At 62.6% G+C, this 22,870-nt stretch carries 15 protein-coding genes; 2 read left to right on the top strand and 13 right to left on the bottom strand.

Annotated features, from left to right (window positions below; genetic code table 11):
• Nucleotides 1-6: 6 nt before the first annotated feature.
• Nucleotides 7-1,089, bottom strand: a complete 1,083-nt coding sequence (locus GYH26_RS06150; RefSeq protein ID WP_054683932.1) for a T9SS type A sorting domain-containing protein — start codon at nucleotides 1,087-1,089, stop codon at nucleotides 7-9.
• Nucleotides 1,090-1,336: 247 nt separating this feature from the next.
• Here GYH26_RS06150 and GYH26_RS06145 point away from each other — a divergent pair.
• Nucleotides 1,337-2,112 (top strand): IS5 family transposase gene (locus tag GYH26_RS06145; RefSeq protein ID WP_197738543.1). Its coding sequence is split into 2 segments (ribosomal slippage): nucleotides 1,337-1,673 and nucleotides 1,673-2,112, totalling 777 coding nucleotides; the frame shifts between segments, so codons are not numbered across the junction.
• Between the two features lie 3 nt (nucleotides 2,113-2,115).
• Here GYH26_RS06145 and GYH26_RS06140 read toward each other — a convergent pair.
• The 10 genes from GYH26_RS06140 to GYH26_RS06095 all read right to left on the bottom strand — a co-directional run bounded on the left by GYH26_RS06140 (nucleotide 2,116) and on the right by GYH26_RS06095 (nucleotide 14,950).
• Nucleotides 2,116-3,819 carry a TonB-dependent receptor gene (locus tag GYH26_RS06140; protein WP_161540898.1) on the bottom strand — a complete coding sequence of 568 codons (1,704 nt, stop codon included), beginning with the start codon at nucleotides 3,817-3,819 and terminating at the stop codon, nucleotides 2,116-2,118.
• A gap of 49 nt (nucleotides 3,820-3,868) precedes the next feature.
• On the bottom strand, nucleotides 3,869-4,897 hold the full coding sequence (locus GYH26_RS06135) for a sugar kinase (protein WP_161540897.1): 1,029 nt from the start codon (nucleotides 4,895-4,897) through the stop codon (nucleotides 3,869-3,871).
• A 33-nt stretch (nucleotides 4,898-4,930) separates the two neighbouring features.
• Nucleotides 4,931-5,575, bottom strand: coding sequence for a bifunctional 4-hydroxy-2-oxoglutarate aldolase/2-dehydro-3-deoxy-phosphogluconate aldolase (locus GYH26_RS06130; RefSeq protein WP_161540896.1), 645 nt, complete (start codon nucleotides 5,573-5,575; stop codon nucleotides 4,931-4,933).
• Between the two features lie 72 nt (nucleotides 5,576-5,647).
• Nucleotides 5,648-7,231, bottom strand: coding sequence for a T9SS type A sorting domain-containing protein (locus GYH26_RS06125; RefSeq protein ID WP_161540895.1), 1,584 nt, complete (start codon nucleotides 7,229-7,231; stop codon nucleotides 5,648-5,650).
• Nucleotides 7,232-7,385: 154 nt separating this feature from the next.
• Entirely contained in the window at nucleotides 7,386-8,153 is a 768-nt protein-coding gene (locus GYH26_RS06120; protein ID WP_012843659.1) for a FadR/GntR family transcriptional regulator, read from the bottom strand.
• 491 nt (nucleotides 8,154-8,644) lie between these two features.
• Nucleotides 8,645-9,787, bottom strand: coding sequence for an endonuclease/exonuclease/phosphatase family protein (locus tag GYH26_RS06115; protein WP_174238073.1), 1,143 nt, complete (start codon nucleotides 9,785-9,787; stop codon nucleotides 8,645-8,647).
• An 8-nt stretch (nucleotides 9,788-9,795) separates the two neighbouring features.
• On the bottom strand, nucleotides 9,796-10,986 hold the full coding sequence (locus tag GYH26_RS06110; RefSeq protein WP_161540894.1) for an NAD(P)-dependent oxidoreductase: 1,191 nt from the start codon (nucleotides 10,984-10,986) through the stop codon (nucleotides 9,796-9,798).
• A gap of 13 nt (nucleotides 10,987-10,999) precedes the next feature.
• Entirely contained in the window at nucleotides 11,000-12,643 is a 1,644-nt protein-coding gene (locus GYH26_RS06105) for an FAD-dependent oxidoreductase (RefSeq protein ID WP_161540893.1), read from the bottom strand.
• Nucleotides 12,640-13,830 carry a nucleotidyltransferase domain-containing protein gene (locus GYH26_RS06100; protein WP_161540892.1) on the bottom strand — a complete coding sequence of 397 codons (1,191 nt, stop codon included), beginning with the start codon at nucleotides 13,828-13,830 and terminating at the stop codon, nucleotides 12,640-12,642. Before GYH26_RS06100 ends, GYH26_RS06105 begins: the two co-directional genes overlap by 4 nt.
• A gap of 7 nt (nucleotides 13,831-13,837) precedes the next feature.
• Nucleotides 13,838-14,950 carry a glycosyltransferase family 2 protein gene (locus GYH26_RS06095; protein WP_161540891.1) on the bottom strand — a complete coding sequence of 371 codons (1,113 nt, stop codon included), beginning with the start codon at nucleotides 14,948-14,950 and terminating at the stop codon, nucleotides 13,838-13,840.
• A gap of 247 nt (nucleotides 14,951-15,197) precedes the next feature.
• Between GYH26_RS06095 and GYH26_RS06090 the strand changes: the two genes are divergently transcribed.
• Entirely contained in the window at nucleotides 15,198-16,364 is a 1,167-nt protein-coding gene (locus GYH26_RS06090; protein WP_161540890.1) for an RNA-guided endonuclease InsQ/TnpB family protein, read from the top strand.
• 33 nt (nucleotides 16,365-16,397) lie between these two features.
• Here GYH26_RS06090 and GYH26_RS06085 read toward each other — a convergent pair whose 3' ends face one another.
• Nucleotides 16,398-19,088 carry a T9SS type A sorting domain-containing protein gene (locus GYH26_RS06085; RefSeq protein WP_161540889.1) on the bottom strand — a complete coding sequence of 897 codons (2,691 nt, stop codon included), beginning with the start codon at nucleotides 19,086-19,088 and terminating at the stop codon, nucleotides 16,398-16,400.
• A 113-nt stretch (nucleotides 19,089-19,201) separates the two neighbouring features.
• Complete coding sequence (locus GYH26_RS06080; RefSeq protein ID WP_161540888.1) at nucleotides 19,202-22,693, bottom strand: T9SS type A sorting domain-containing protein; 3,492 nt, start codon at nucleotides 22,691-22,693, stop codon at nucleotides 19,202-19,204.
• Between the last annotated feature and the right edge of the window lie 177 nt (nucleotides 22,694-22,870).

The following is a 22,870-nucleotide window of genomic DNA, read 5'->3' as shown; positions in this document are numbered from 1 at the left end:
TGTCGTTTACCGGATGATGACGAACTTGCCGCGCGCCACCTCACCTTCCGGCGTCGTGATCACGTAGAAGTAGACCCCGGAGGCCAGCCGCTGATTGTTGCGCGTCACCTGGAAATAAGCCACCGAGTAGGTCGGATCGTCGTGCTCGATGGTGGCCACCAGTTGCCCGGAGAACGAGTAGATCTTGATCGTAGCCCGAGCCGGAAGCCCGTAGAAGCCGATGCGGAGCTGGCTCTCTACCTCGCCGGCGAAGCCCGAGCTGACGACAAACGGGTTGGGCACTACGTAGACGTTACCGAGCTTTTCGACCGGTCCCAGTTGCGACTCGTGCCGGGTGATGTTGGTCCGACCGCTCCTGTTGCCGTGCTCGTCAACGCTCAACACCGAGTAGTAGAAGGTCTCGCCAATGCGTGGCTCGGGGTCCCGCACGAAGTAGTAACCGTTCGGCACGAAGGAGATGTCGCCCTGATTGACGTAGTTGGGGTCCCCCGGCCGCACGACCGCCAGCAGCGTCCAGGGACCGGTCGGATGCGGCGCCCGATACACCTCGTAGTGATCGAAGCGACCCATGAGCCGTGGATGATCGAACTGTTCGACCTGCGGCCCCCAGTAAATGATGTTGTTACCCCGCTCATCGTTGGCCACTTCGATGGCCGGCGCCGGAACCGGGATAGGGAGCCGATAGACGCCGTCTTTGGGGAACTGCTCAATCGCATACGGCGGCCCCGAAGGATCGCCGGTGTAGGCCTCTTTGGCCTTGTCGGCCACCTCGCGGACGGTCACCACATCCGAGTCCACGTAGTCCGGCAGGTCATACTCCGACAGGTACGTGCTTCCGTATTCATAAAGGAAACCGTACGGGTAGCCCGGGAAAGGCGTACCGCCATAGAGGATCTTCTCGTACCAGTTTGGCACCGGATAGAATGCTTTCTCACTGGGCTCACCGCAATCTTCCCCACAGGAGCCCCCAAAGTCCAGAAGCCCGGCGTCCGTCTCTTCCTTGCGCGCCGCCCCGTAGCCGATCACTTCCGCATACGAGAACTCAATTTTGTCCCCGATATGCAGCGTATAAGGGCCGAAGGTAAACATGCGCCCCACCGCCTTGCGGGTCTGTCGATGGTTGAACTGTCCGCGCCCGACCCAGTACTGCTGATACCATTGGTACGCCGGGTGCGTACTATCGCCCGCCGGCGGCTCTATAGAACCCGGCCGATAGGGTGGGTTTTTGCGCGGATCTACCACGTATTGCTGTTCAATTTTCGACTGACGCAGGTTACTCGAACTTATCCGGAAAATAGGGATACTCTGTAATCGCCACGATAATCGGAGCGGCCTCATGAAACTCACCGACGCACAATGGGCACGCATCGAGCCCCTGATCGTCTCCCCTCCTAAACGCCCTGATCGACGCGGCCGTCCCCGACGCGCCGACCGCGAGATCCTCGAAGCGATCCTCTGGATACTCCAGACCGGCGCTCCCTGGGCCAAGCTCCCCGCCCACTTTCCGCCCAGGTCCACCTGCCACGATCGCTTCCAAGCATGGAACCGAAACGGCACCCTCCAACGCATTTTGCAGGTGTTGGCCGAAGAACTCCACCAACAGGGCAAGCTCAAGCTTTCGGAGTGCTTTATCGATGCCTGCTTTGTCGCTGCTAAAAAGGGGGGACGTGTGTGGGCAAGACAAAGCGAGGTAAAGGAAGCAAACTCATGGCGATAGCCGATGCCAATGGGATGCCGCTGGCGGTGCTGGTGGCCAGTGCTTCGCCACATGAGACCCGGTTGGTCGAAGCCACTCTGGCGGCTCGTTTTACCGAGGCCAGGCCAGTACGTTTGATTGGAGATCGGGCATATGACAGTGATCCGCTGGATAAGGCATTGGCGCAACAGGGTATAGAGATGATTGCCCCGCATCGGCGGAATCGGAAGCGGAAAAAGACGCAGGATGGGCGTAAGCTTCGTCGCTATCGACGCCGTTGGAAAGTAGAGCGGTTGTTTGCGTGGTTGGGGCATTTTCGCCGGATTGTGATGCGTCATGAGCGCTACGCGGAAAACTACCTGGGTTTTGTATTGCTCGGGTGCCTCATGATCTTCTTGAGAACCTTTTTCGGATGACTTCTAGTCTATGTTCTGGTTGTACAGGTCCAGGCGCAGCCCGACGTTGGCGATCAGGCCACCGAATTCCATCTTGTCCTGGACGTAAATGCCCAGATCGACCGGATTGCTCTTGAAGAATTCGTCCTGCGCGTCCGAGGGACTCGAAAGGTTGCGCCGGTTGCGCACGTCCAGCTCGTACAGGCGTGCCTGCACGCCCGCTTTCAGGAGGTGATTGCTGGTCAACTGGTTGCTGTAGGCGGCATCCAGACTCCAGGTCCGCGTCCGCTCATCAAGAAAGTCATTCTCCATGTAGCCCACGCGGAACTGATCCGGCGGGTTGTAATAGCGCCAGACCCCTGCGTCGGCGGCGTCTTCGCGGAAGCGATTTGGGTCAAGCACGGCAGCACCTTGCCGGAAACGCGTCCAGAGCGTGGACAGGTTCACTTCATAGAAAGACCGGCCCGACAATGCATGGGAAAACCGAAGCCCCAGCGCATAGGCCGTCTCTTTTTGCGGGGCCACCCCGATTGCACGATCCCAGAGCCAGTTCCAGAAGCTGCTGCTGGCGCTGATGGCCTCGTTGGTATTGTAGGCCCCGGCCAGTCGCAGGCTCTTGTTGCTGCCCACATCGAAGGTGACCGTACCGAGCAGCTGGCGGGTCTCCAGCGGATGTGTGTAGGGCAGCACCCATTCCTCACTCTGAAAACGACCCGACAGGAAAATGCGCGCCCAGGAGGTCAGCGGCCCACCCAGCGCCACCTGCACGTCGCTGTCCCACATCTTACCATAGTTACGCCCCAGCTCTTTGCGGGCCTGCTGCCACATACCGTATGCAATACGCCCACCTGTAAGACTATCAGGCGGATTGAAGCCATATCCAATAAAGCCGTAGTAAGAACCCTCACCACTGTCCCCCATCCAGTCCTCAGGGCTGTTGAAAGCCTGCAGGTACGGGTTGGCCGTCGAATCGAATACGCTCGGTCCGAAGTGCTTGCGCCCCGGTGCCCGCAGTCGCACGACCACGTTGCCGCTCCACTCCTGGCTGGGGCCTTCCCGAAGCGCGATGTTGACCACACCGCTCTGCGCATTGCCATATTCGGCCGGGAATCCACCGGTGATGATTTCAACCTCCTCCAACGCGATCGTCGGTGGCTGAAAAGCCCGGCTGTTGTTCAGCGGATTGACGATGTTGATCCCGTTCAGCAGGTAAAGCTCTTCGCCCGTGCGCCCACCGCGGAAGTGACCGTCCGACACATCCACCGTCAGGTCGAACACGTCCGCCAGGTCGTAAATGCCCGGCGTGCTCACCGCGACGTCGGCCGGACGGAAGATCTCGCTCGAAGCCACCCGTTCCGGATCGACCACCGGCCGTTCGGCCACCACGACGATCTCTTCGCCGATCTGCATAGGGGTCTCCGTCAGCTCGAAGTCGAGCTCTGTCGTGCGCCCCGAGTTGACCACCACATCGGTCTTCGTAACGGGCTGGTAGCCGACGAACGTAGCCCGCACTTCATAAACACCGGGCGGCACATTGAGAATGACGTAGTAGCCATCAATGTCCGTGGCGCTTCCCAGGGTGGTCCCGACGATTACCACATTCACGCCGGGTAGCGGATCACCCGTGGCCGCATCCCGAACGTAACCTGCAATCTTGCCGGTCTGGGCAAACGCGGAAGCGATACCACCCCAGACCAGCATTACCAGAAGTACTTGAACCCGCCGCATGGTCATACCGCAGAATGTTGGGATTCAAGAAAACATTTTTCCAGATTGCTCAGCGTTCGACGCGTCCGGAGCCCGTGCCCTGCGCCAGCTTCTCCACCTCCTCCACACTCACCAGATTGAAATCCCCCGGAATCGTCTGCTTCAAACACGACGCCGCCACCGCAAACTCCAGCGCCTCCCGTGTATCCTCCTTCATCAACAAACCGTAAATCAAGCCCCCCGCAAACGCATCGCCCCCTCCAACCCGGTCCACCAGTTGAATCTCATACCGACGCGACCGATAACCCTCCCGACAATCCCGATCGTCCACCATCAACGCACTCCAGCCGTTGACCGACGCCGAATAACTCTCCCGAAGCGTGATCGCCACCGCCTCAAACCCAAACGTCCGCTTCAGCTCCTGCGCCAGCTCCCGATAGGCCGCCTCCTCCAGCTTCCCCGCCTCCACGTCCACCCCCTTCGGCTTAATCCCCAGGCTCTTCTCCGCGTCCTCCTCGTTCCCTATGCACACGTCCACGTATTCCATCAACGACCGCATCACCCGCTGCGCCTCCTCCACGCTCCAGAGCTTGGCCCGGTAGTTCAAATCCGCACTCACCTTCACCCCCAGCCGACGCGCCACCTCCAGCGCCCGACGAAGCTCCGAGCGCACCGACTCGCCCAGCGCCGGCGTGATCCCCGTCCAGTGAAACCACCGCGCCCCCTCCAGCACCCGCTCCCAGTCAACCTCCCCCTCGCGAAGCGTCGTGATCGCCGCATGCGCCCGGTCGTAAATCACCTTCGAAGGCCGCTGACTGGCCCCCGTCTCCAGAAAGTAAATCCCGATCCGATCCCCGCCCCGCACGATGAAATCCGTCCGCACCCCGAACCGACGCAGATGATTGACCGCCGCCTGACCAATCTCGTGCTTGGGAAGCTTCGTCACGAAGTAACTCTCCAACCCGTAGTTGGCCAGCGATACGGCCACGTTCGCCTCCCCGCCCCCGAACGTCACCTCGAACGTCGACGCCTGCACAAACCGACTGAAACCCGGCGTCGACAGCCGCAACATGATCTCTCCAAACGTAACTACTTTCATACGTGTACTTCCGTGGTTTGAAGCGTTGTGCGTTCAGCTTTCCCGTGCCTGACGAATGCTTTCCACGAGCGTGCGTGCGTTTTCGGTGAGCTTCTCCCAGCGCCCCTCAGCGATCGCCACCCGGTCCAGCAGCGCGCTGCCCACCCCCACCGCACACGCCCCCGCCCGAAGCCACTCGCCCGCGTTCGTGAGCGTCACCCCACCGGTGGGCATCAGCTTGAGCTGCGGCATCGGCGCTTTAATCGCCTTGAAAAACGCCATCCCCACCACGTCGGCCGGAAACACCTTCACAATGTCGGCCCCGGCCTCGTGCGCCGCCAGAATCTCCGTCGGCGTAAAGGCGCCCGGAAGCGCCGGCACGTCGTAGCGGTGCGCCGTCTGGATGATCTCCGGCTTGAAGACCGGACTGACCACGTAGCGGGCCCCGGCTTCGATGACCAGACGGGCCGTCTCGGCGTCGAGCACGCTCCCGGCGCCCACCAGCGCCACGTCGCCCAGGCGACGCGCGACTTCTTCGATCATCTGAAAGGCGCGCGGTACGCTCATCGTGATTTCGATGGCCGTCACACCGCCCTCGCAGATGGCTTCCACCACGCGCACCAGGCGCTCGGGGTCGCTCATGCGGATGACGGCCACCGCCCCGCGCCGGATCAATTCCGAAACAATCTCGTGTCGCATGACTGCTCTGGTTCTGGCAGACAGCAGTGGGCGGCGACGGCACATGGCCGCCGCCGCCCACACCGCCATGCTTTAGCGCACCACCATCACTTTCCGGGTTGCCGTCAGGGCTCCCGCCTGCACGCGGATGAGGTAGAGCCCCGGCGCAACCCCAGCAGCCGGTTTCCACATCAGTGTGTGCGTACCGGGCGTCCACGTTCCCTCCGCCAGCCGGGCTACTTCACGGCCGAGCAGGTCGTACACGCGGACGTCCACCGGAGCCACGCGCGGCAACTCCAGCACAATGCGCGTAGCCTCCTGGAAGGGATTGGGATAGGCCGGACCCAGTCGGAAGCCATCCACGGCCGTAATCTCTTCGGCCGCTACCGTGAAGGCACTCTTCGTACCGATGGCCGCGTAGTAGGTGTCCCGCGCAATCTGCGGCGGATTTCCGGGCACCAACGTAAGCTCGAACATGAAGTCCGTCAACATATCGGACTGAATCGGCGTCGGCGGATTGGCCAGACTCGTCACGTGAGGCTGGCCGGTAGCCGGATCGAAACCGCCACTGTTGCGCCACACCATACGGTTTTCATCCACGGACGTGGCCACCACGAAATCGCTGCTCCCCTCGGGAACCCCGTCGTCCGAGCCATAGGTAATGGCGATCTTCTCCACCGTGTACGGGTCGCTCGAATCCCGGTCGTACATGGTGAAGGCGTAGTACCGCACCGGGGACACATCCGTCAATCCACCCTGGAACGTAGCCCCACCGGGATCGGCATCGCCCGGAATCACCCGAACCTCAAAGTCTTGATCATCACTTATCTTCGCCGAAGAATATATCGTGACAGGACGATAACCATTTTCATCGCCCACCGGAAAGACACGCTCATAAGCGCTTCCGCTCGAGTTGGTAGGGATGCCCCGCGACAGCGCACCGATCACATAGGACTCCGGCGAGCCGCCCACCACCGCACTGGAGCTGTTCGAATATACCCGCCAGCGGAACTCGTTCGTGACGATGTAGCCGCTGTCGAGGTGGAGCTTGGCCAGGCTGTTGTTGTCCTGGGTTACGTCGCTATGCAGCACTACCCGCGCCCCGTTTTCTTTCTGAATAAAAACCTGAAAGAGCTGGTTTTTATTGGTGTCATACTCACCCAGCGTTACGTGCGAGTCGGTATCGCCCACAAAGTAGAGGTCGACAAAAGCGGCCGTGGGCGGATTCGAGCTCGTCGCGCCGCGACGCATGTCGAACGTTCCGCCCGTGCTGTTGTCGATGTCGCCGTAGACGACCAGGCGATGATAGACGATGCCCAGCCCCTGGCCGGTTGTCTGATCTTCCTGCGAAAGTGGCCGCAACTCGGCGTCCGGGCCTTCGATCACGAGATTCCCGTGCACGGAGAGCTCGAAGCCCTGCAGCGAAGGATCGCGCTGATAGAGGAGTTGGCCGCTCCCCCGAATCGTCACGTTGCGAGCCTTGGCGTCCGCAACATCGACATACACTGTACTGTCTTCGATGACCACGTCGTCGGTGGCGGTCGGAACGGCCCCCGTAGACCAGGTCGTCGGGTCGCTCCAGTTGCCGCTCCTGACGACGGTCACCTGGGCCCATGCCGTGCCGCCGATCAGGAAAAGAGCGGCCACCGCAGTCGACAGGTAGTAGCGCAGCTTCATGGCTGTAAGCGTTTGTTTATGAGGATGGATGAAAGCCGCCGGAAGCGGTTTTCCTTTACCGAATGATTAACTCTCGCCTGAGAAGATAGTGTGATGTAACATGTCATACAACACGCGAGATGTGCTTCACACTGTTTTCAAAAACAGAAACTGCTCAAGAGGCGCTTGCCGACTCTCCGTTCCGCAATGGCTTCGCTTTGTCTTCCAGCGCCACCAGCATCTTCCGGACGTGCTCTTCTGCAATGCGGAGGTGCTGTGCCATGCACGCCTCTGCCCGCTCGGCATCCCGCGCGAAGATGGCCTCGGCGATGGCCGTGTGCCATTCGACGGCCGACGCATGGGCGTCCTCTACGGAGAGGTACACGTTCAACTTGATACGCGGCATGAGCTGCTGGATGGGATGGATGATCAGCGGCACGACCGGGTTGTGCGTCGCCTTGGCAATGAGCACATGAAACTCCATGTCCACCTGCGTCAACTGCTCAAAAGACCCGCTGCAGGCTTTCAGCGCTTCGAGGTTTTCCTGAATGCGGCGCACATCCTTGGTCGTATGACGACGGGCGGCTTCGGCGGCAATGACCGGCTCGATGAGCTGACGGGCACGCACCACCTCCAGGGCATGATCGGGCCCGAGATTCATGTGCAGGTACAGGGCCATCGGATTGGAGACGGACTCGACAGAAGGCGCACATACGAAGACGCCCCGGCCCTTTTCAATGCGCACCAGCCCTCGGGCCGAAAGCATACGCAGCGCCTCGCGGATGACCGTCCGGCTTACACCGAACTGATTGCACAGTTCGAACTCAGAGGGGAGCCGATCGCCTACATTGAGATGCCCTTCGCGAATGGCGGCTTCGATGGCCTGCTCTACCGTATGGCTGAGCAACTCGGTCTTACCAATGGACTGGAATAGCTTGCTCATCGCCCTTAACCGGTAAGGTCATACATCATTCAGATTGAAGTTTAAAAGATTGAACCTGTTTCAAGTTTCATGCAATGCAACAGCGCGTGTTTTCCGCTTCCGAACGGCGTATCGGGACTCAATCTTTCTCCAGCCAGACGGCCAGTTCGTTCAGGGCGCCCGAGTACAGCAGATAGGGCACGGCATGCTGCCGGGCTAGTTGTTACGTCATAGGTGATCGCCGATTTACCCGGGCATGATGGTGCAACACGCCGTGTGCCAGACATAATCCAGCACGACAGAAACGGCGGTCCGCCCCGACGTGGTGGGGATGAGGCGTTTGCCGGATAGAGGCGTACCACAACGGGCGCCCTCCCGCACATTTCAAAGAAGACGGGGTCAGGGGTGTGCCAAGGCGCCATAATTTACCTGAAACAGACCTGCGCCAGAGAAAAGTCGGACCTGTACTCCAACGAAACGAACTCGCCGACCACCCGGCCGGCAAACGTGCTTCAGGGATTCGCCGTCGGGGCATCAAACGGGCACGTTCCAGGGCTGGCGGAAGTCCGGCGCCAGCGCAGGCGGGCGATCACCGGCCGGTGATCCGAGAGTCCGGCGGCCGGTACGGCGCCGTCGAGCACTTCCCATTCGCGACTGACCAGCACGTGGTCGATGCGCACCAACGGTCGCCCCGCCGGCCACGAAGGTGCCGCGATACCACCGAGCCGTCCGGCCGCCTGCAATCCCTGGGACAGCCAGCCATAAAACCACTGGTCGGGCGTGCTGTTGAAGTCGCCGCTCAGGATGACGGGCAGCTCCTCCTGATCGATCCAGGCACGGAGTTGCCGGACCTGAGCCGCCCGTTGCAGCATGGCCCGTCGGTAGGCACTCAGCCATCGGCGCCAGTTTGCCGGACGCTTCCAGCCGCCATCGCGCAGCACTTCCCACGGTTTGACCGGGCCATACGACTGCAGCCGCACATTGTAGTGTACAAAAAGGCGACCGGCCCAGCACAGCTCGCTCCGCACGGCCTGGTAGATCAACCCTTCCGGTCCGCGTTCCAGCAGGCGAATTTCCTGCCGAACGACCGGCAGGCGCGTCAACGTCACCACCTCGGCAAACATGGGCCCGCGCGTCGGATCGGGCACCGAAAACCGGAAGCCCTGACGTTCCACGAGCGGCCGCAGATGCCCGATCAGGCGCACCGTGGACGGACGTCCCCGCTGCTCGTAGCGCCAGACGCCCACTTCCTGAAAGCCGATGAGCTGCGGCCGGTAGCGCAATACCAGCGCCTGCAACGAATCACCCAGCGCAGGCCGGCGACTTTCCGGCACGTTGTAGGTCATCACTACAAGGGTATCGTCAGCCTCCGCACCGGACGGCTCCGCCCCTCCCGGCCGGCCGTGTCGCAGGCCGTAGAGCAACAGCGCCAGCAACGCGCCCCCTGCCATCAGCCAGCGGCGCTGCCAGAGCAGCACCAGCGCCAGCACGCCCAATGCCGCCACCAGCAGGGGCAATCCGACCGCCAGCAACTGCAGCCACCAGGCCGCCTCCGGCGGAATCCAGTAGGCCGCATACGTCAGCCCGAACAGGCCCAGCAGGCTGCCGGAGACGAGTTGAAGCATTCCATCAGCAATGCCACGAACGCGAGGCATGCGCAGTCTCACCGAGAAGCGGTCGATGCCGGTTGTTCTTCCACGGCCTTTTTCAGGCGCACGCGCTCCAGAATGGCCTGCCAGGCGCGCAGCGCCAGCGTATCCGGCAGCTCCACGTCGTCAAAGCGAATCAGTTCGCCGGGCTCGACGTCGCGGGTCAGCACGACGTCGGCCATCAGACCGATCGGCACGTGATCGGGCTCGTCCAGAATCCGCACGGCCTCCCCCCGCACGTCAAAGCTTCCGATGCCGCGCTCAATGCGCGTACCTTTCGGCAGGCGTCGTTTGGCGATGGTGGCCACGCTGATGCGCGGGTGGGTCGTGTTGTTCAGCAGAATACGCCGTTCGAAGAGCACGCGCCGGATGGTTTTCTGGATTTCCAGGTGGCAGAGATGAAACGGCCGCAGCAGCACGTAATACGGACCGTCGCCCAGTTTGAGATACTGCAGATAGTCGCGCTGGTAGTCGTCGTGCTCGGCGGCAATGAACACGCCGGCCGGGGCGCCCGGCGAGAGCACGTAGTCGCTGATCGGATGGCCAAGACGACGGGCGCCGTCAGCCAGCGTGCGGGCGCCTACTTCGACGTCCGGCGACTGAATCCCGAGCATGCCCCGCACGGCAATGTCGGCTCCCAGTCCGTTGGCCACCAGTGCCTGTTCGATCTGCACCTTGGTGCCATCGGTAAAGGCCGTCACCTGCGGCAGCGTGATGCCCTGCTTCCGCGCCCAGAAGTGCATTTCTTCGGGCGTGGGATTATGATTCAGGTAGCGTTTGATGTTGCCATAGACCAGCGGCCGGAAGCCCATCTGCAGAATGTCTTCCCGCAGCGCGGCCAGACAGCCCGGCTGGTCGCCCTCGGCTTCGGTCAGCAATCCCCGATCGACAAAATAGGAGCCCGTCGTGATGTGAAACTCGGCGTCCATCGTCACCACCGGAAGCCCGGCTTCCAGCACCCGGCTGACTACCTCGGTGGCATGCAGCACATCGCCGCTGCACTCGACCACCAGATCGGCGTGCTCGATCAGGTCGTCCAGGCTGTTCGTGAGCAGCTCCGGCCGGGGAAAGTCCGGACGATTGCGGATGTCGGTGCGCGTCAGCACGCGCGTCACGCGCAGATCCTTCACATGCTGCATCGCCATCACGAAGCCGCGAGCGATGAAGCCGCTCCCCACAACTCCAATGCGATAGGAATCCGCCATACACCTCCTCGTTTCAGGTCAGACGGGTTCTCAGATGATCGGCAAGTCGCAAGGTCAGTGCCACAATGGTCAACGTCGGGTTTGCAAAGCCGGCGGTCGGAAAAACGGACGATCCGGCCACATACAGGTTCTTTACACCATGCACCCGAGCATCGGGATCCACCACGCCTTCACGCGGGCTGGCATGCATGCGCGTGGTGCCCATGTGGTGGAAGCCGCCCGTAATGCCATCGGGCGGAATGCGCCGGAATTCTTCTTCCTGCACGCTGCCCCACCCCAGCCGGGCCAGCTCCTGCGCCACCAGGTGCTGTGCCCGCTGCAGACTTTCCACATCCTGGCGGCCGATCCGCCAGTGCAGCTCCAGACGCGGCTGGCCGAACACGTCCCGGCGTCGAGAAAGCCGCACGCGGCTCTCCGGGTCAGGCGCCTGCTCGGTCATGTGATGCAGCACGAAGGCGACCGGTGCCCGCGTCGCCGCCGTCGCCTTTCCTTTCAGGGACAGCAATCGCGTCGTAGCCCAGGGCACAAGTCGCGGCATGTCGCGCACCAGCCGCAAAAGCTGGCGGGGTAGCTCTTCGGGCCAGGTGCGGTGCCGGATAGCTTCTCGCAACACGCGGAGCGCTTCAAACCCGCCCCAGAGCAGCGGATTGTTGCGGCGGGGCAATGCCAGGCGATCGGTCGGCCAGAGCGCCACGCAGTAGTTCAGCAGCCCCTCCCGGCGTACCACGTCCTCCTGCAGTGCCAGCTTGCCCATAATCCACGTGCCCAGCCGCGCATGCAGCCGGTAGAAGCCCAGTCGAAGAATCAACGCAGGGTCGGCCGGCACGAACAGCCCTGAAAGAAAATGCAGGTGCTCCATGAAAAAGCGCCCCACCCTATCGTAGACATTGCCCAGCCCGTTCGGGCAGGCTCGATTCGAGAGCAGGAGCAGTCGTGCATTTTCCAGCCCGCCGGCTGCCAGCACCACGCAGCGCGCACGCACGATGACTTCGGTCCGATCCGGCCGCGCCACCCGGACGCCTTCGACCACCTCGCCGGTTTCGTTCGTCAGCAGCTCCAGCGCATGCGCGTGCAGGCACACCGTCACGTTCGGATCGGCCAGCAACGCCGGCCCGTAGTCCCGATAAAACCGAGCGGGATCGCCGAACTGAAACAACGCGGTACGCAGCACCGCACTTCCTTCCGAGAGCAACGGACGCTCCGCGTCGGACGCCCACGCTTCGGCCGTGTAGGGACGGTCTTCCAGCCCGAAGAAAGCCTGGGCCCGGCGATAGTACGGTGCCAGCGTCTCGTAACCGAATGGCCATCCGCTGAAGGGGACTGCCTCGCGACGCTCGAAGTCGATTGGATCGAGCGGCCGCAGCCGGATGCGGCACACACCGGGTGCCACTTCGTAGTCCCACAGATGGCTGGAGCCTCCCAGCGCCCGCGCCCGGGCCATATCCAGGGGAAAGTAGGGATACCCCGTGATGTCGCCCCGGCTGAGCCGGGCGGTTTCCGGCTCCGGTCGTTCACCGCCCGTTTCCAGCACGCAGATGCCCAGCCCGCTGTCGCGCAGCGCCCAGGCCAGCGTCAGTCCGGCCACCCCGCCCCCTACGATGCACAGATCGTAGGGACCCAGCTCCGCTCGATCGAAGGCTTTCAGGTCGATTTTCATGAAGCTTCGCCGGGATGCAACCGCTCTACCAGCACGCGCACCGGACGAATCACCGGATAGAGAAAGGTAAGCTGTTTCGGCAACCGACAGAACGCCCGATCCTTTTCGGTGGGCGCCAGCGCCAGTTTCAGGTGATGGCCCAGGTAGCCGAGGCGATGGCGCCAGCGCTCGCGTTCCCGGAAGTGATACCAGAACATGGGCCAGAAGGCGCGCACGTCGGCGTCTTCCCGAAACATCCAGCGCGTGACCACCTCGCGGGCCATGCGCCGGGCTGCCCGCCGCTGGCGAAGCCCTCGTTGCAGCACGTCCGGCACCGGTGCACCCAGCAACTCGGCGGCCAGCGTACATCCGATGGCCAGCACGCGCGCTGCTCCCAGGCGATGCGCCTGTTGCAGCACGGCCGCTCCGTCCATGTCAGCGCAGCGACGCAGCAGTTCGGCCACGTCGGCCACCCAGGTCAGCTTCAGCCAGCGATGTTTGTTGCCGTGAATGGCCAGATAGAGCAACAGGTCCTCGGGCGCCATGGTGCGCAGCGTCCGTCCGGCAAAGGGAACCTGCCGGTGCCGTGCCCAGATCGCCTCGGGATCCAGGGGCAGGTCGTAGATCGTGTAGAAAAAGGCCCAGTGCAGCTCGACGACAAAGTCGCGGCTTTCGTGAACAAATTCAAAGCCGAGCTGCGTGTCCAGATAGGCTTCTGTTTCGGCCTCTCCCAGTTGTTTATGGGCCCGGTAGCCCAGCGACTCGATGACCCGTCGGGCTTTCCAGAAGTCGCTCCGTTTTACCAGCAGGTCGATGTCCACATAGACCCGCGCGGCCGGATCCCCGTAGATGAGCGCGGCCAGGGCCGGCCCTTTGAAGGGAATCACCGGAATCCCTTCGGCCTCCAGCCGATCGACCAGCCGCAGCAGCTCCTGCGTCTGATGCAGGTTATGGACGGCCAGCGCCCGCGCTTCGGCCTCCAGCCGGATGCGCCACGGTTCGGGAACGGCATCCGGTGCCGCCTGCAACAGGTTTCGGTACGCCAGCGCCACCACGCCATGGCGCAGCGTCAGGCGGTACAGGCGCTCATGGTCAAGCGGCCGCCCCAGCAGCGCCCGCAATTGCTCGGCCGCCGGCGGATCCAGGCACGTGCGCGCCGCCAGCGTCAGCACCCGTGCTTCCGGCGAAAGGAACGATGCGAGCGACATGGCAAGCTCAGGAAGAGAGGGTCAACGGCGCAACTTCTTCAGATGCGGGAGGCATGGATTTTACCGACAGATCCGGCACCGTGTACCGAAACAATTCCTCCGGATAGTTGGGAACGGGTTTGCGCCAGAACCGGCTGCGCAGCCAGCGCACCCCGCGCGAGATCCAGCTCCCCGGCGGTCCCAGCCAGGTCAGGACGTAGCCCACGCTGCTGCGCAGCGTCCACCGCAGGCGCAACGCCTGTCGCAAACGCTCCCGTGCGGCCACCCGCTGTCCTATGCTGAGCAGCGTGTTGCCGTAGGTGGTCAACGCATAGGCCATCCGGGCTTCGAAAACCGGTCGGTACGGCGCCAGCGCCGGATCCTGCAGAAAGTGCCGGTAGCAGAATAGTTCGCCTTCGAACCCGTAGAGACGCCAGTTCCAGCTCCGGCTGACGCCGCCGGGTTGCCAGCGGCAACTGGCCAGCCGCTGCGGCACGTAGTAGGCGCCGCCCTGCTGCGCGCACCGGTACAACAGCCACAGGTCCACCATGGCCCGCGCCTCATCGGCCAGAAACGTGGGATGTACGGACGCCCGGCGGAACAGCACGGCCCCGATGAACACGGACCGATCGATCAGCGCAACCCGCAGGAAATCGCCCACCGGACCTTCCGGCAGGCGCGCGCGTCGCCAGCGCCGGGTGTTTCGCTCGCTGTCATCCGGCAGCCGCCGCCCCTCACCGTCCATGACCCAGTGATCACAGAAAGCCAGCACCAGGCGGGCATCCTGACGAAGCGGTTGCAGCAGCGTCTCCACAAAAGCCGGCTCCAGCGTGTCGTCGTCGCCCAGAAAGCAAAAAAAGTCGCCGCGCGCCATTTCGACGCCCTGTCGCCAGTTGGCCACCAGACCCCGGTTTCGGTGGTTGCGCACGTACACAATCCGATCATCCTGCTGCTGAAAGGCCCGGACCACCGCCGGGGTATGATCAGAGCTGGCGTCGTCCAGCACGATGATCTCCAGGTTCGGATAGGTCTGGGCGCAGGCGCTCGCCAGCGCCGCCTGTAGATACCCCGCCCGGTTGAACGTCGGGATCAGAATGCTGACCACCGGTCCCCCGTGCTCCTGGCGGCTGATCTGTTGCATGCGCCCCCCTGAAAATGGAACGGTCTCCGAATGCGCGCCCTTAGCAATACTACGGCGCACGCATCAAAAAGATTAGGGCGTCGCCCGGACTGCGGCGCACCGGTTTTGACCGATCCGTTATGCGCCAATGGCGCAAGCTATCCGTCTGGATAAGCCCCGGCTATTTCTGCGAAGGAGTTCTCCGCCGTCTACAGACGGCGGCACGACTGAGCGGAACATCTACAGGGATGGGGGTATCGTTGTAGAAATGGGTTACCAACTGGCATACCGATACCGTCTCTACCCCAATCCGGAGCAACGCGCCGAACTCGCCAAGACGTTTGGGTGCGCCCGCTGGGTGTACAATTGGGCTCTCAGGCTTCGCACCGACGCCTACTACGGCGAAGGGCGAAGCATGGGCTACGCTGAAACGGCTCAGCTGCTCACCCAGAAGAAGAAGGAGGCCGAAACCGCCTGGCTTGCCGAATGCTCCGCCGTCGTTCTGCAGCAGAGCCTCCGCAACCTCGAACGGGCCTTCACCAACTTCTTCGAGGGCCGCAGCGGCTACCCCTCCTTCAAGCGTAAGCGAGATCGGCAAAGTGCTCGTTACGTCGGCACCGCCTTCGACGTGCGCGACGGCAGGCTGAAGTTGGCAAAGATCCCCGGCACGATCAAAGTCCGGTGGAGCCGCACGCTTCCATCAAAGCCCTCGTCCTGCACCGTGACGCTTGACTCGGCCGGGCGGTACCACGTCTCCTTTGTTGTTGAGGTAGATGCTAAACCCTTGCCGAAGTTGAATCGGAGTATTGGTGTTGACCTCGGCCTGAACGATCTCGTCGTCACATCCAGCAGCGACGGGGAGGTGTGGTATAGCGGCAACCCCCGGCATCTCCGCAAGAGCCTCCGTCGCCTCAAGCGGGCGCAGCGAAGCCTGAGCCGGAAGCAAAAGGGAAGCCGGAACTGGGAGAAGGCCCGGCGCAAGGTGGCCCGCATCCACGCCAAGATTGCGGACCAACGCAGAGACTTCCTGCACAAGCTGACCCGCAAGCTTGTGGACGAGAACCAAGTCCTTTGCTTCGAGTCGCTGGCAGTGAAGAACATGGTCCGCAACCGCAACATCGCTCTGTCCATCTCGGATGCCGGATGGGGTGAACTCCTCCGACTGGTGCAGTACAAGGCTGAGATGGCCGGGCGTACCGTCGTATTGATCGACCGCTTCTTCCCCAGCAGTAAACGCTGCTCCGCGTGCGGTCACGTCATAGACAACTTGCCGCTGAACGTCCGCTGCTGGACCTGCCCCGAGTGTGGGGCAGAACACCAGCGCGACGCGAACGCGGCCGAGAACATTCGTAGGGTGGGACACACCCGAAGTCGAGCTTGTGGAGATCCCGGTAAGTCCTCGTCGGCTTTCATGCTGGCAGGCTCGGATCGGTGAAGCAAGAATCCCCCGCTTTCAAGCGGGGGAGTGTCAATTCTGCACGATCAGCGAGCGGCTGGCCTCGTGCGGCCCTGCCTGCAATCGAACCACATAGCGTCCGCTGGCCAGCGATTGCAGTTCGAAGGGCATCCGATGGGTTCCGGCCGGTTGCACGGCATCGACCACCACGGCCACCCTGCGTCCCAGCAGATCATAAACCTCCAGCCGCACGGGCAGCACCCGGGGCAGCGTGTACGCGATCGTCACCCTGTGGACGGCCGGATTGGGATAGAGCGGCTCCAGCGAGAACGTCCCGGAATCCGGCGCTTCCTCGGCCCGGGTCGGCGTTTCCTCATCATTCAGGAAGAACCGTTCCCAGTTCCCTCCCGGAGAGATCGCTTCCCAGAAGCGCGCCACGCTGTCGAGCAGCGTCGGACGCACGCCCACGCACTGCGCGTTGTACAGGTATTGCATAAAAGCCCGGTTCTTCCAGTCGTTGATCTCGACATTGGCCGCCGGATGACCGTCTTCGGTGCAGCGCTCCTGCGGCACGTCGAAGACGGTTTCGGGCGGCTCGATGCCCTTCGATCCGCCTACGCGCTCATCTCCATAGAGCGACTGCCAGTGCTTCAGGTCATAGCGCCGCGCTTCGATCAGCCAGCTCCGGAGCAGGTTCTCTGTGATCATCCGGAGCGTGTCCCGATCCAGCTCCCGGAAGCCGTTGGGCATGTAGAACATGAACCACGTGAGCGGCGAGCCGGTCTTCATCATGCGCACGCCGAGCCGACGCGTCGATCCCCATCCCGGCGTGAAGCCTTCGTCAGCATACCACGACGTGTGGGCCTGCATGGCGGCGATCACGTAGTAGAGATGGCCAATCGTGTGGTCGCGGCCGTAGCGCTCCAGCGCCCGCCGGCTCTGCTCGAAGATGTAGGACCAGTCGATCGCGCCGCTCGAGGGATTGTCGGTCCGGAGCTTCGGCGTGAGCACCGTGGCCAGATGCCACCACGAAAGATCCTCGTAATGATGTCGCGCCATCGTCGGATAGGGCGCGGCGAAGGCCAGGTCGTTCTTCGAAAGGCGGTGCATCGTCTGGTCCATCAGCCACGGCCCCGTGAGCAGCAGCGCCCGATCGGCCTTCTCCATGGGGATGCCGCGCACGTTGTCGCCGTAGACGTCCGCGTAGTGGTCCTCCAGCTTGTATTCCATCTGGAGCTCCCACATCTTCATGAGGAACCAGCGGGCCACGGCGATGTGCATCATGCGGCCGACCGGATGCGTCGGGTAGCGCCCGCCCCACTCCGGCGGAGGACTCAGGTCTTCGTGGTCATTGTGCTTGGGATTCAGGCGGAAATTGTAGTCGGCGAAGAGCTTCGCCAGGCCTTCGTCCCACGCTGGCGAGTTGCGGCTCTGGCGCTGCTTCTCGATGTAGTATTCGGGGCCGTTCGTCTCAAGTAGTTCTTTAACCTTCTCGTAGTTCTGGTAGTACTTCGAGCTGAACCAGACGTCCGCCGGGAAGAAGTCGCCCGGATAGATCTGCGGCCACCACGCAAAGATGTCCGGAAGCTCGAAGGCCACGGGGATGTCCGCAAGCACGAGCGTCGAGTCCATGCGCCAGTAGCGCTGCACGTTCTCCCAGGACAGATCCGCCTCAGGACGGAGCGATCCGGGCTCGGCCGTGCCCTGGAGCGCGTCCAGCTCGGCGCGAAAGCGCGCGCTCGGGGCCAGGAAGGCCAGCATCTGGCGGTCCGAGCTGAGCACCCATTTGCGTCCGGCGCCCGCGGCCCAGCACTCGACGGGCCGTTTCGAGAGTCCGGGGCCGGGCTGGTAGGGTGGATCCCAGGGACGTCCCCCGCAGCTCGAGACGGTCTCGCCCTCGGGAAGCTTCAGATCGACCGAGCGGATGTAGGCGGCGATCTTCTTCCCTTCGTCTTCCGAGAGCCCGTGAAACTTCGCCCGTTCGATGATGGCGTGGTTGGAGAAGTTGAAGTACTTCAGGTCGAAGCCGTTTTCGGCATGGCAGTCGGCGCAGGCGGCCACGATCGGAACAGGTTCGCGGGCGTTCTTCAGCAGGATGCGTCGGCTTTCCCAGAGCCGCTCGCCCTCGGCCACGGCTTCCGGGGTGTCGTAGCCCTCGGGCGGCCCCCATGTTGCAGGATCATCCCACACGAAGCGCGTTCCCTGAAGGGCGCTCGGGCCGTTGCGTCCGCCCCGTCGCAGATCCAGCTCCAGCACGCGGTAGCCCGAAGAGATCCCCTCCGTCCCGTTGAAGCGAAACTCGATCACGTTGCGTCCGGGCCGGAGCTTTCCGGTTTCGCGAATCGAGATCATGCCCCGCAGCGTCTGATACGGCCCACCGATCGGGCCGGTAAGCGGCGGGGCGTACATCTTCGATTCCGGGTAGAAGGCCTTGAAATGCGCATTGTCTATCGGAATCCATGCCCCACCGTTGATGCGGAAGCTTGCCTTTTTATCGTAGTCTGGACTACCATCCAACTCGGGCACGTATTTATAGCCCAGGTTGTGAGCCTTAAGGTACATGGAGTCGACCCCGCTGGTGTCGCTCACGAAGACCTCGATGGCCACCACGAAGCTATCCGGACCGATCACTTCGATGGGAAGCTTCACGACCACCTCTTCGCCAGCCTGGAGCTTTCGGGAGGAAGTCATCAGCACCCAGCTTCCAAGCAACACCAGCGCGCCCCAGAGGAGCGCAGACAGCGAACGACGGCAGTACTGCATGATCCTGCCTCGCGGAGTAAGTGGAACAAGCGCGCAGGAACACGCAGAAGCCGCGTAGCTCGTGGATGATCAGGGAAGAGATGCCGGCCACTTTCGGCCGGTACACAGATGCCCTATCGAATGACCACCATCTGCCCGGCGGCGCGATGGGGACCGGCCTGTAGCCGGTAGAAATAGGTACCACCGGCCAGATCACGCGCGTCGATGACCACGCGATGAATGCCGGCTTCCTGACGTTCGTCCACCAGGGTCGCCACCCGCCGACCGAGCACATCAAACACCTCCAGCCGTACCTCCGCCGCCTCCGGTAACTGATAGGAAATCGTGGCGCGTTCGACAACCGGATTCGGATAGGGCGCCTGTACGGCAAACTCCAGCGGCAAGCCTTCCGCCTCGACCACCCACACCTGGTCCGGCGTAAATTGCAGGGCGGCCGAAAGCTCCCTTCCTCCAAGCACATCCATCACCCGCCGCACTTCGAGCCGCCGCGCCTCGTCCTCGTCCACCCACCACAACGTCAGCGCCTCTCCGACCTCGGCACCCTCGCGCACTTCCGTCAGCGGCTCATCCCCCCGGACCACCACGGCCACCCTGCCCGCTCGCACCACGCCTTCCCCGACCACTTCGCCGCTCGCCGTCCGCACCTGCACCCAGCCGCCTTCCGGCAATCCCTCCAGAATCAGCACGCTGCTCATCACTGCCACGCCATCCTCCACAGAGGCCGCCGCCGGACTCCGCTTGCCGCTTCCCGAAGCCGGATACGTCAGCGTCGCCGCACGACTCACGTACACCTTATAGCCCCGGCCCGGCTCCAGCGTCTGCAACGTGTAGATGTCGTATTCCGGGAAGTAGAGCCGCCCTTCCAGGTCCTTCACCAGCACCAGCGACGAACCCAGCGAGGCCAGCGCCTCCGACACCGGCATCGACGTCGTCGGCCAGTAGGGAATCAGGTTCCAGCCCGCCTCCAGGCCAATGCTCGCCGTCGCCGGAATCGCACGACCTTCGACCGTCCAGGTCGTCGGCTCGGCCACAAAGATCATGTAGGCGCGACGCCAGTCCCAGCGGCCGATCTGGTCGACGCCCAGCTCGGGACTGTAGACGCGGCCGTCTCCGTCCTTGACCAGCACCAGGCGATCGCGAATCGGTGTCAGCAGGTCGTCGAGGCGGTCGCTTGCGGGCTGCACGTGCAGCGAAACCAGATTCCAACCGGCTTCCAGCGTCAGCGTCTGGTGCGTGGTGTCCGTGCTCAGGAAAAACCGTTCCCAGTTCCCTCCGGGGCTCATGCGCTCCATATAACGTGCGACACGATCGAGCACGGCCTCGTCTACCCCGTAGCACTGGGCCTGATACAGGAACTGCAGCATGGCCTCGTCCTTGTACCAGTTCGGATCGAGCGGTACGGCACTGTTGCAGCGCTCGTAGCGCACGTCGTAGGTCGTGTCCTGAGGTAGTAGATTGTCTTTCCTCCAGTCTTTTGCATCAAGCATTCGGATGTATTCAAAGTGCCGCTCGTCGTAGCGCTCGGCCTCTTCGATCCATACCCGGAGCAGCGCCTCGGTGATGTTTCGCATCTCCTCGGGCGTGAACTCCTCGGTGCGCTGCTTATGCCCGAGATAGAACCAGTTGAGCGGCATGAACTCTTTGAGGTCCTTAAAGCCCGGGCGGTTCTGCTTGCCGAAACCCGGCACCATCCACTCGGGTGCATTGTTTTCGACGTACCACGACGTGCGCGTCTGCATCATCGTAACGACACTCTTGAGATATTCGGCGCCGAAACGAACCCGGTACTCACGTTGCACGTCGTTAATGAGCCCGAAGACGTAGTTCCAGTCGACGTTCGTCGTGCCGCCTGAGGTGCGCACGCCGCTGTTGAGGATCTGAGCCATCTGGTACCAGGCCATCGAGAAGTAGAAATCCTGCGGCTTTGTCGGGTAGGGCCCGATGTCTGCGAACTTGCTTCCCTGCTTGTGCGTGGCCATGTCGTAGACCCACATGCCGCGCACGGGCCAGTTGCGGTCCCAGCCTGTCAGGTCGATCTCACCCGAGCGGGCATTATTTCCGTAGACCTCGACGGTCGTATCTTCTAACTTGTGCTCGTGAAGCAGCTCCCAGAGCTTGATCAGGATCCACTGCCGCACCGAGAGCTTAGCGATCTCTCCCTCGCCCGTGTTCTGCTGCCAGGATTCAGGCAAATACGGCCTGAGGTCCTGCGGCATGTCCTTCGTGTTCATCTCGAAGCGGAAGTACGTCGGAAGCCCCCGGCTCATCCAGCTATTGACGTCGCGTTTTGCCTCTTCGATGAGCGCATCTACCTTTCCGGGTTGTTCTAACTCCTCGTAGGCCTGTTTCCAGTTCTGATAGGCCTGTGAGCTGTGGAAGGCCTCATCTCCGAAGTAATCCCCCGGATAGATGTCCGGCCACCAATCGAAAATGTCGGGCATCTGGTAGGCCACCGGGATGTCGCTGAGCGGCAAAGACTTCTTCAGATCGAAGCGCCGCACCAGATTCTCCACCGACAGATCCGCACGTGCCGGGAAGTGTTCGGGGGAAGGCGGCACACCCTGAAGCGCGTTCAAAGCTGCTTCGGTGGCCGCATCAGGCGCCAGGAAGGCCAGCACGTCGCGGTCCTCCGCAAGCGCCCAGTCGACGCCCGCGCCGGCCGCCCAGCACTCCACGGGACGCTTCGAGAGCCCCGGCCCCGGCTGGTAGGGCGGATTCCACGGCCTGCCGCCACAGGTGGACACCGTCTCGCCGGGCGGAAGTCCAAGATCGATCGAGCGGATGTAGGCGGCGATCTTCTTGCCCTCATCCTCCGAGAGCCCGTGGAACTTCGCGCGCTCGATGATGGCGTGGTTCGAGAAATTGAAGTACTTCAGGTCGCGACCGCTTTCGGCATGGCAATCGGCGCAGGCGGCCACGATGGGCGTGGGGTTGAGCGGGTTGGCCGTCAGAATGCGTCGCTCCAGCCAGAGCGCCTTGCCCTCGGCGACGGCTTCCGGCGTGTCGTACCCCTCGGGCGGCCCCCATGTTGCAGGATCATCCCATACGAAGCGCGTTCCCTCAAGCACGCTCGTGCCGTTTCGTCCGCCTCGCCGCAGGTCCAGCTCCAGCACGCGATAGCCCGAGGTCACCCCCTCGGTCCCGTTGAAGCGAAACTCGATCACGTTGCGTCCGGGCTTCAGTTTACCCGTCTCCCGAATGGAAATCATCCCCCGCAACGTCTTGTAGGGCCCGCCGATAGGCCCGGTGAGCGGCTCCCGGTACATGACCGCCTCCGGATAGAAGGCCTTGAAGTGCGCATTGTCGATGGGAATCCACGGCCCGCCGTTGATGCGGAACGACGCCTTCTTATCGTAACCGCCGGTGTCTTCAAGCGCGGGCGTGTAGTTGTAGCCCAGGTTGTGGGCTTTCAGGTAGAGCGAATCGACGCCGGTCGTGTCGGACACGTACACTTCGACGGCCACCGTATAGCCGTCGGGTCCGATGACCTCGATGGGAAGCGTGACGACGACTTCTTCGTCAGCCTTCAGGAATTGCGTCAGCCCCAGCGCGAGCAATAAACCGATCGACAACAGTCCCCAGACGTAACGCATCGTCTCCGACATCTTGCTTCTGGCTGGTTGGAAGGCGGGCGTTCCCGGACCCGAACGGGCACCGGCCGGAGATGCCGGGGGCCAACGATATGCCGATCAGCTCGGCCGTGCGCAGAATAGGAAAAGAAGGCCGATTTACGTTGGAATGCGTAATTACGTTATGTACCCGCCGCCGCGTACCGTATGGAA

The sequence above is a fragment of the Rhodothermus marinus genome (genome assembly GCF_009936275.1).
Taxonomy (GTDB): domain Bacteria; phylum Bacteroidota; class Rhodothermia; order Rhodothermales; family Rhodothermaceae; genus Rhodothermus; species Rhodothermus marinus_A.
This window is presented reverse-complemented; position numbering and strand designations above follow the sequence as displayed.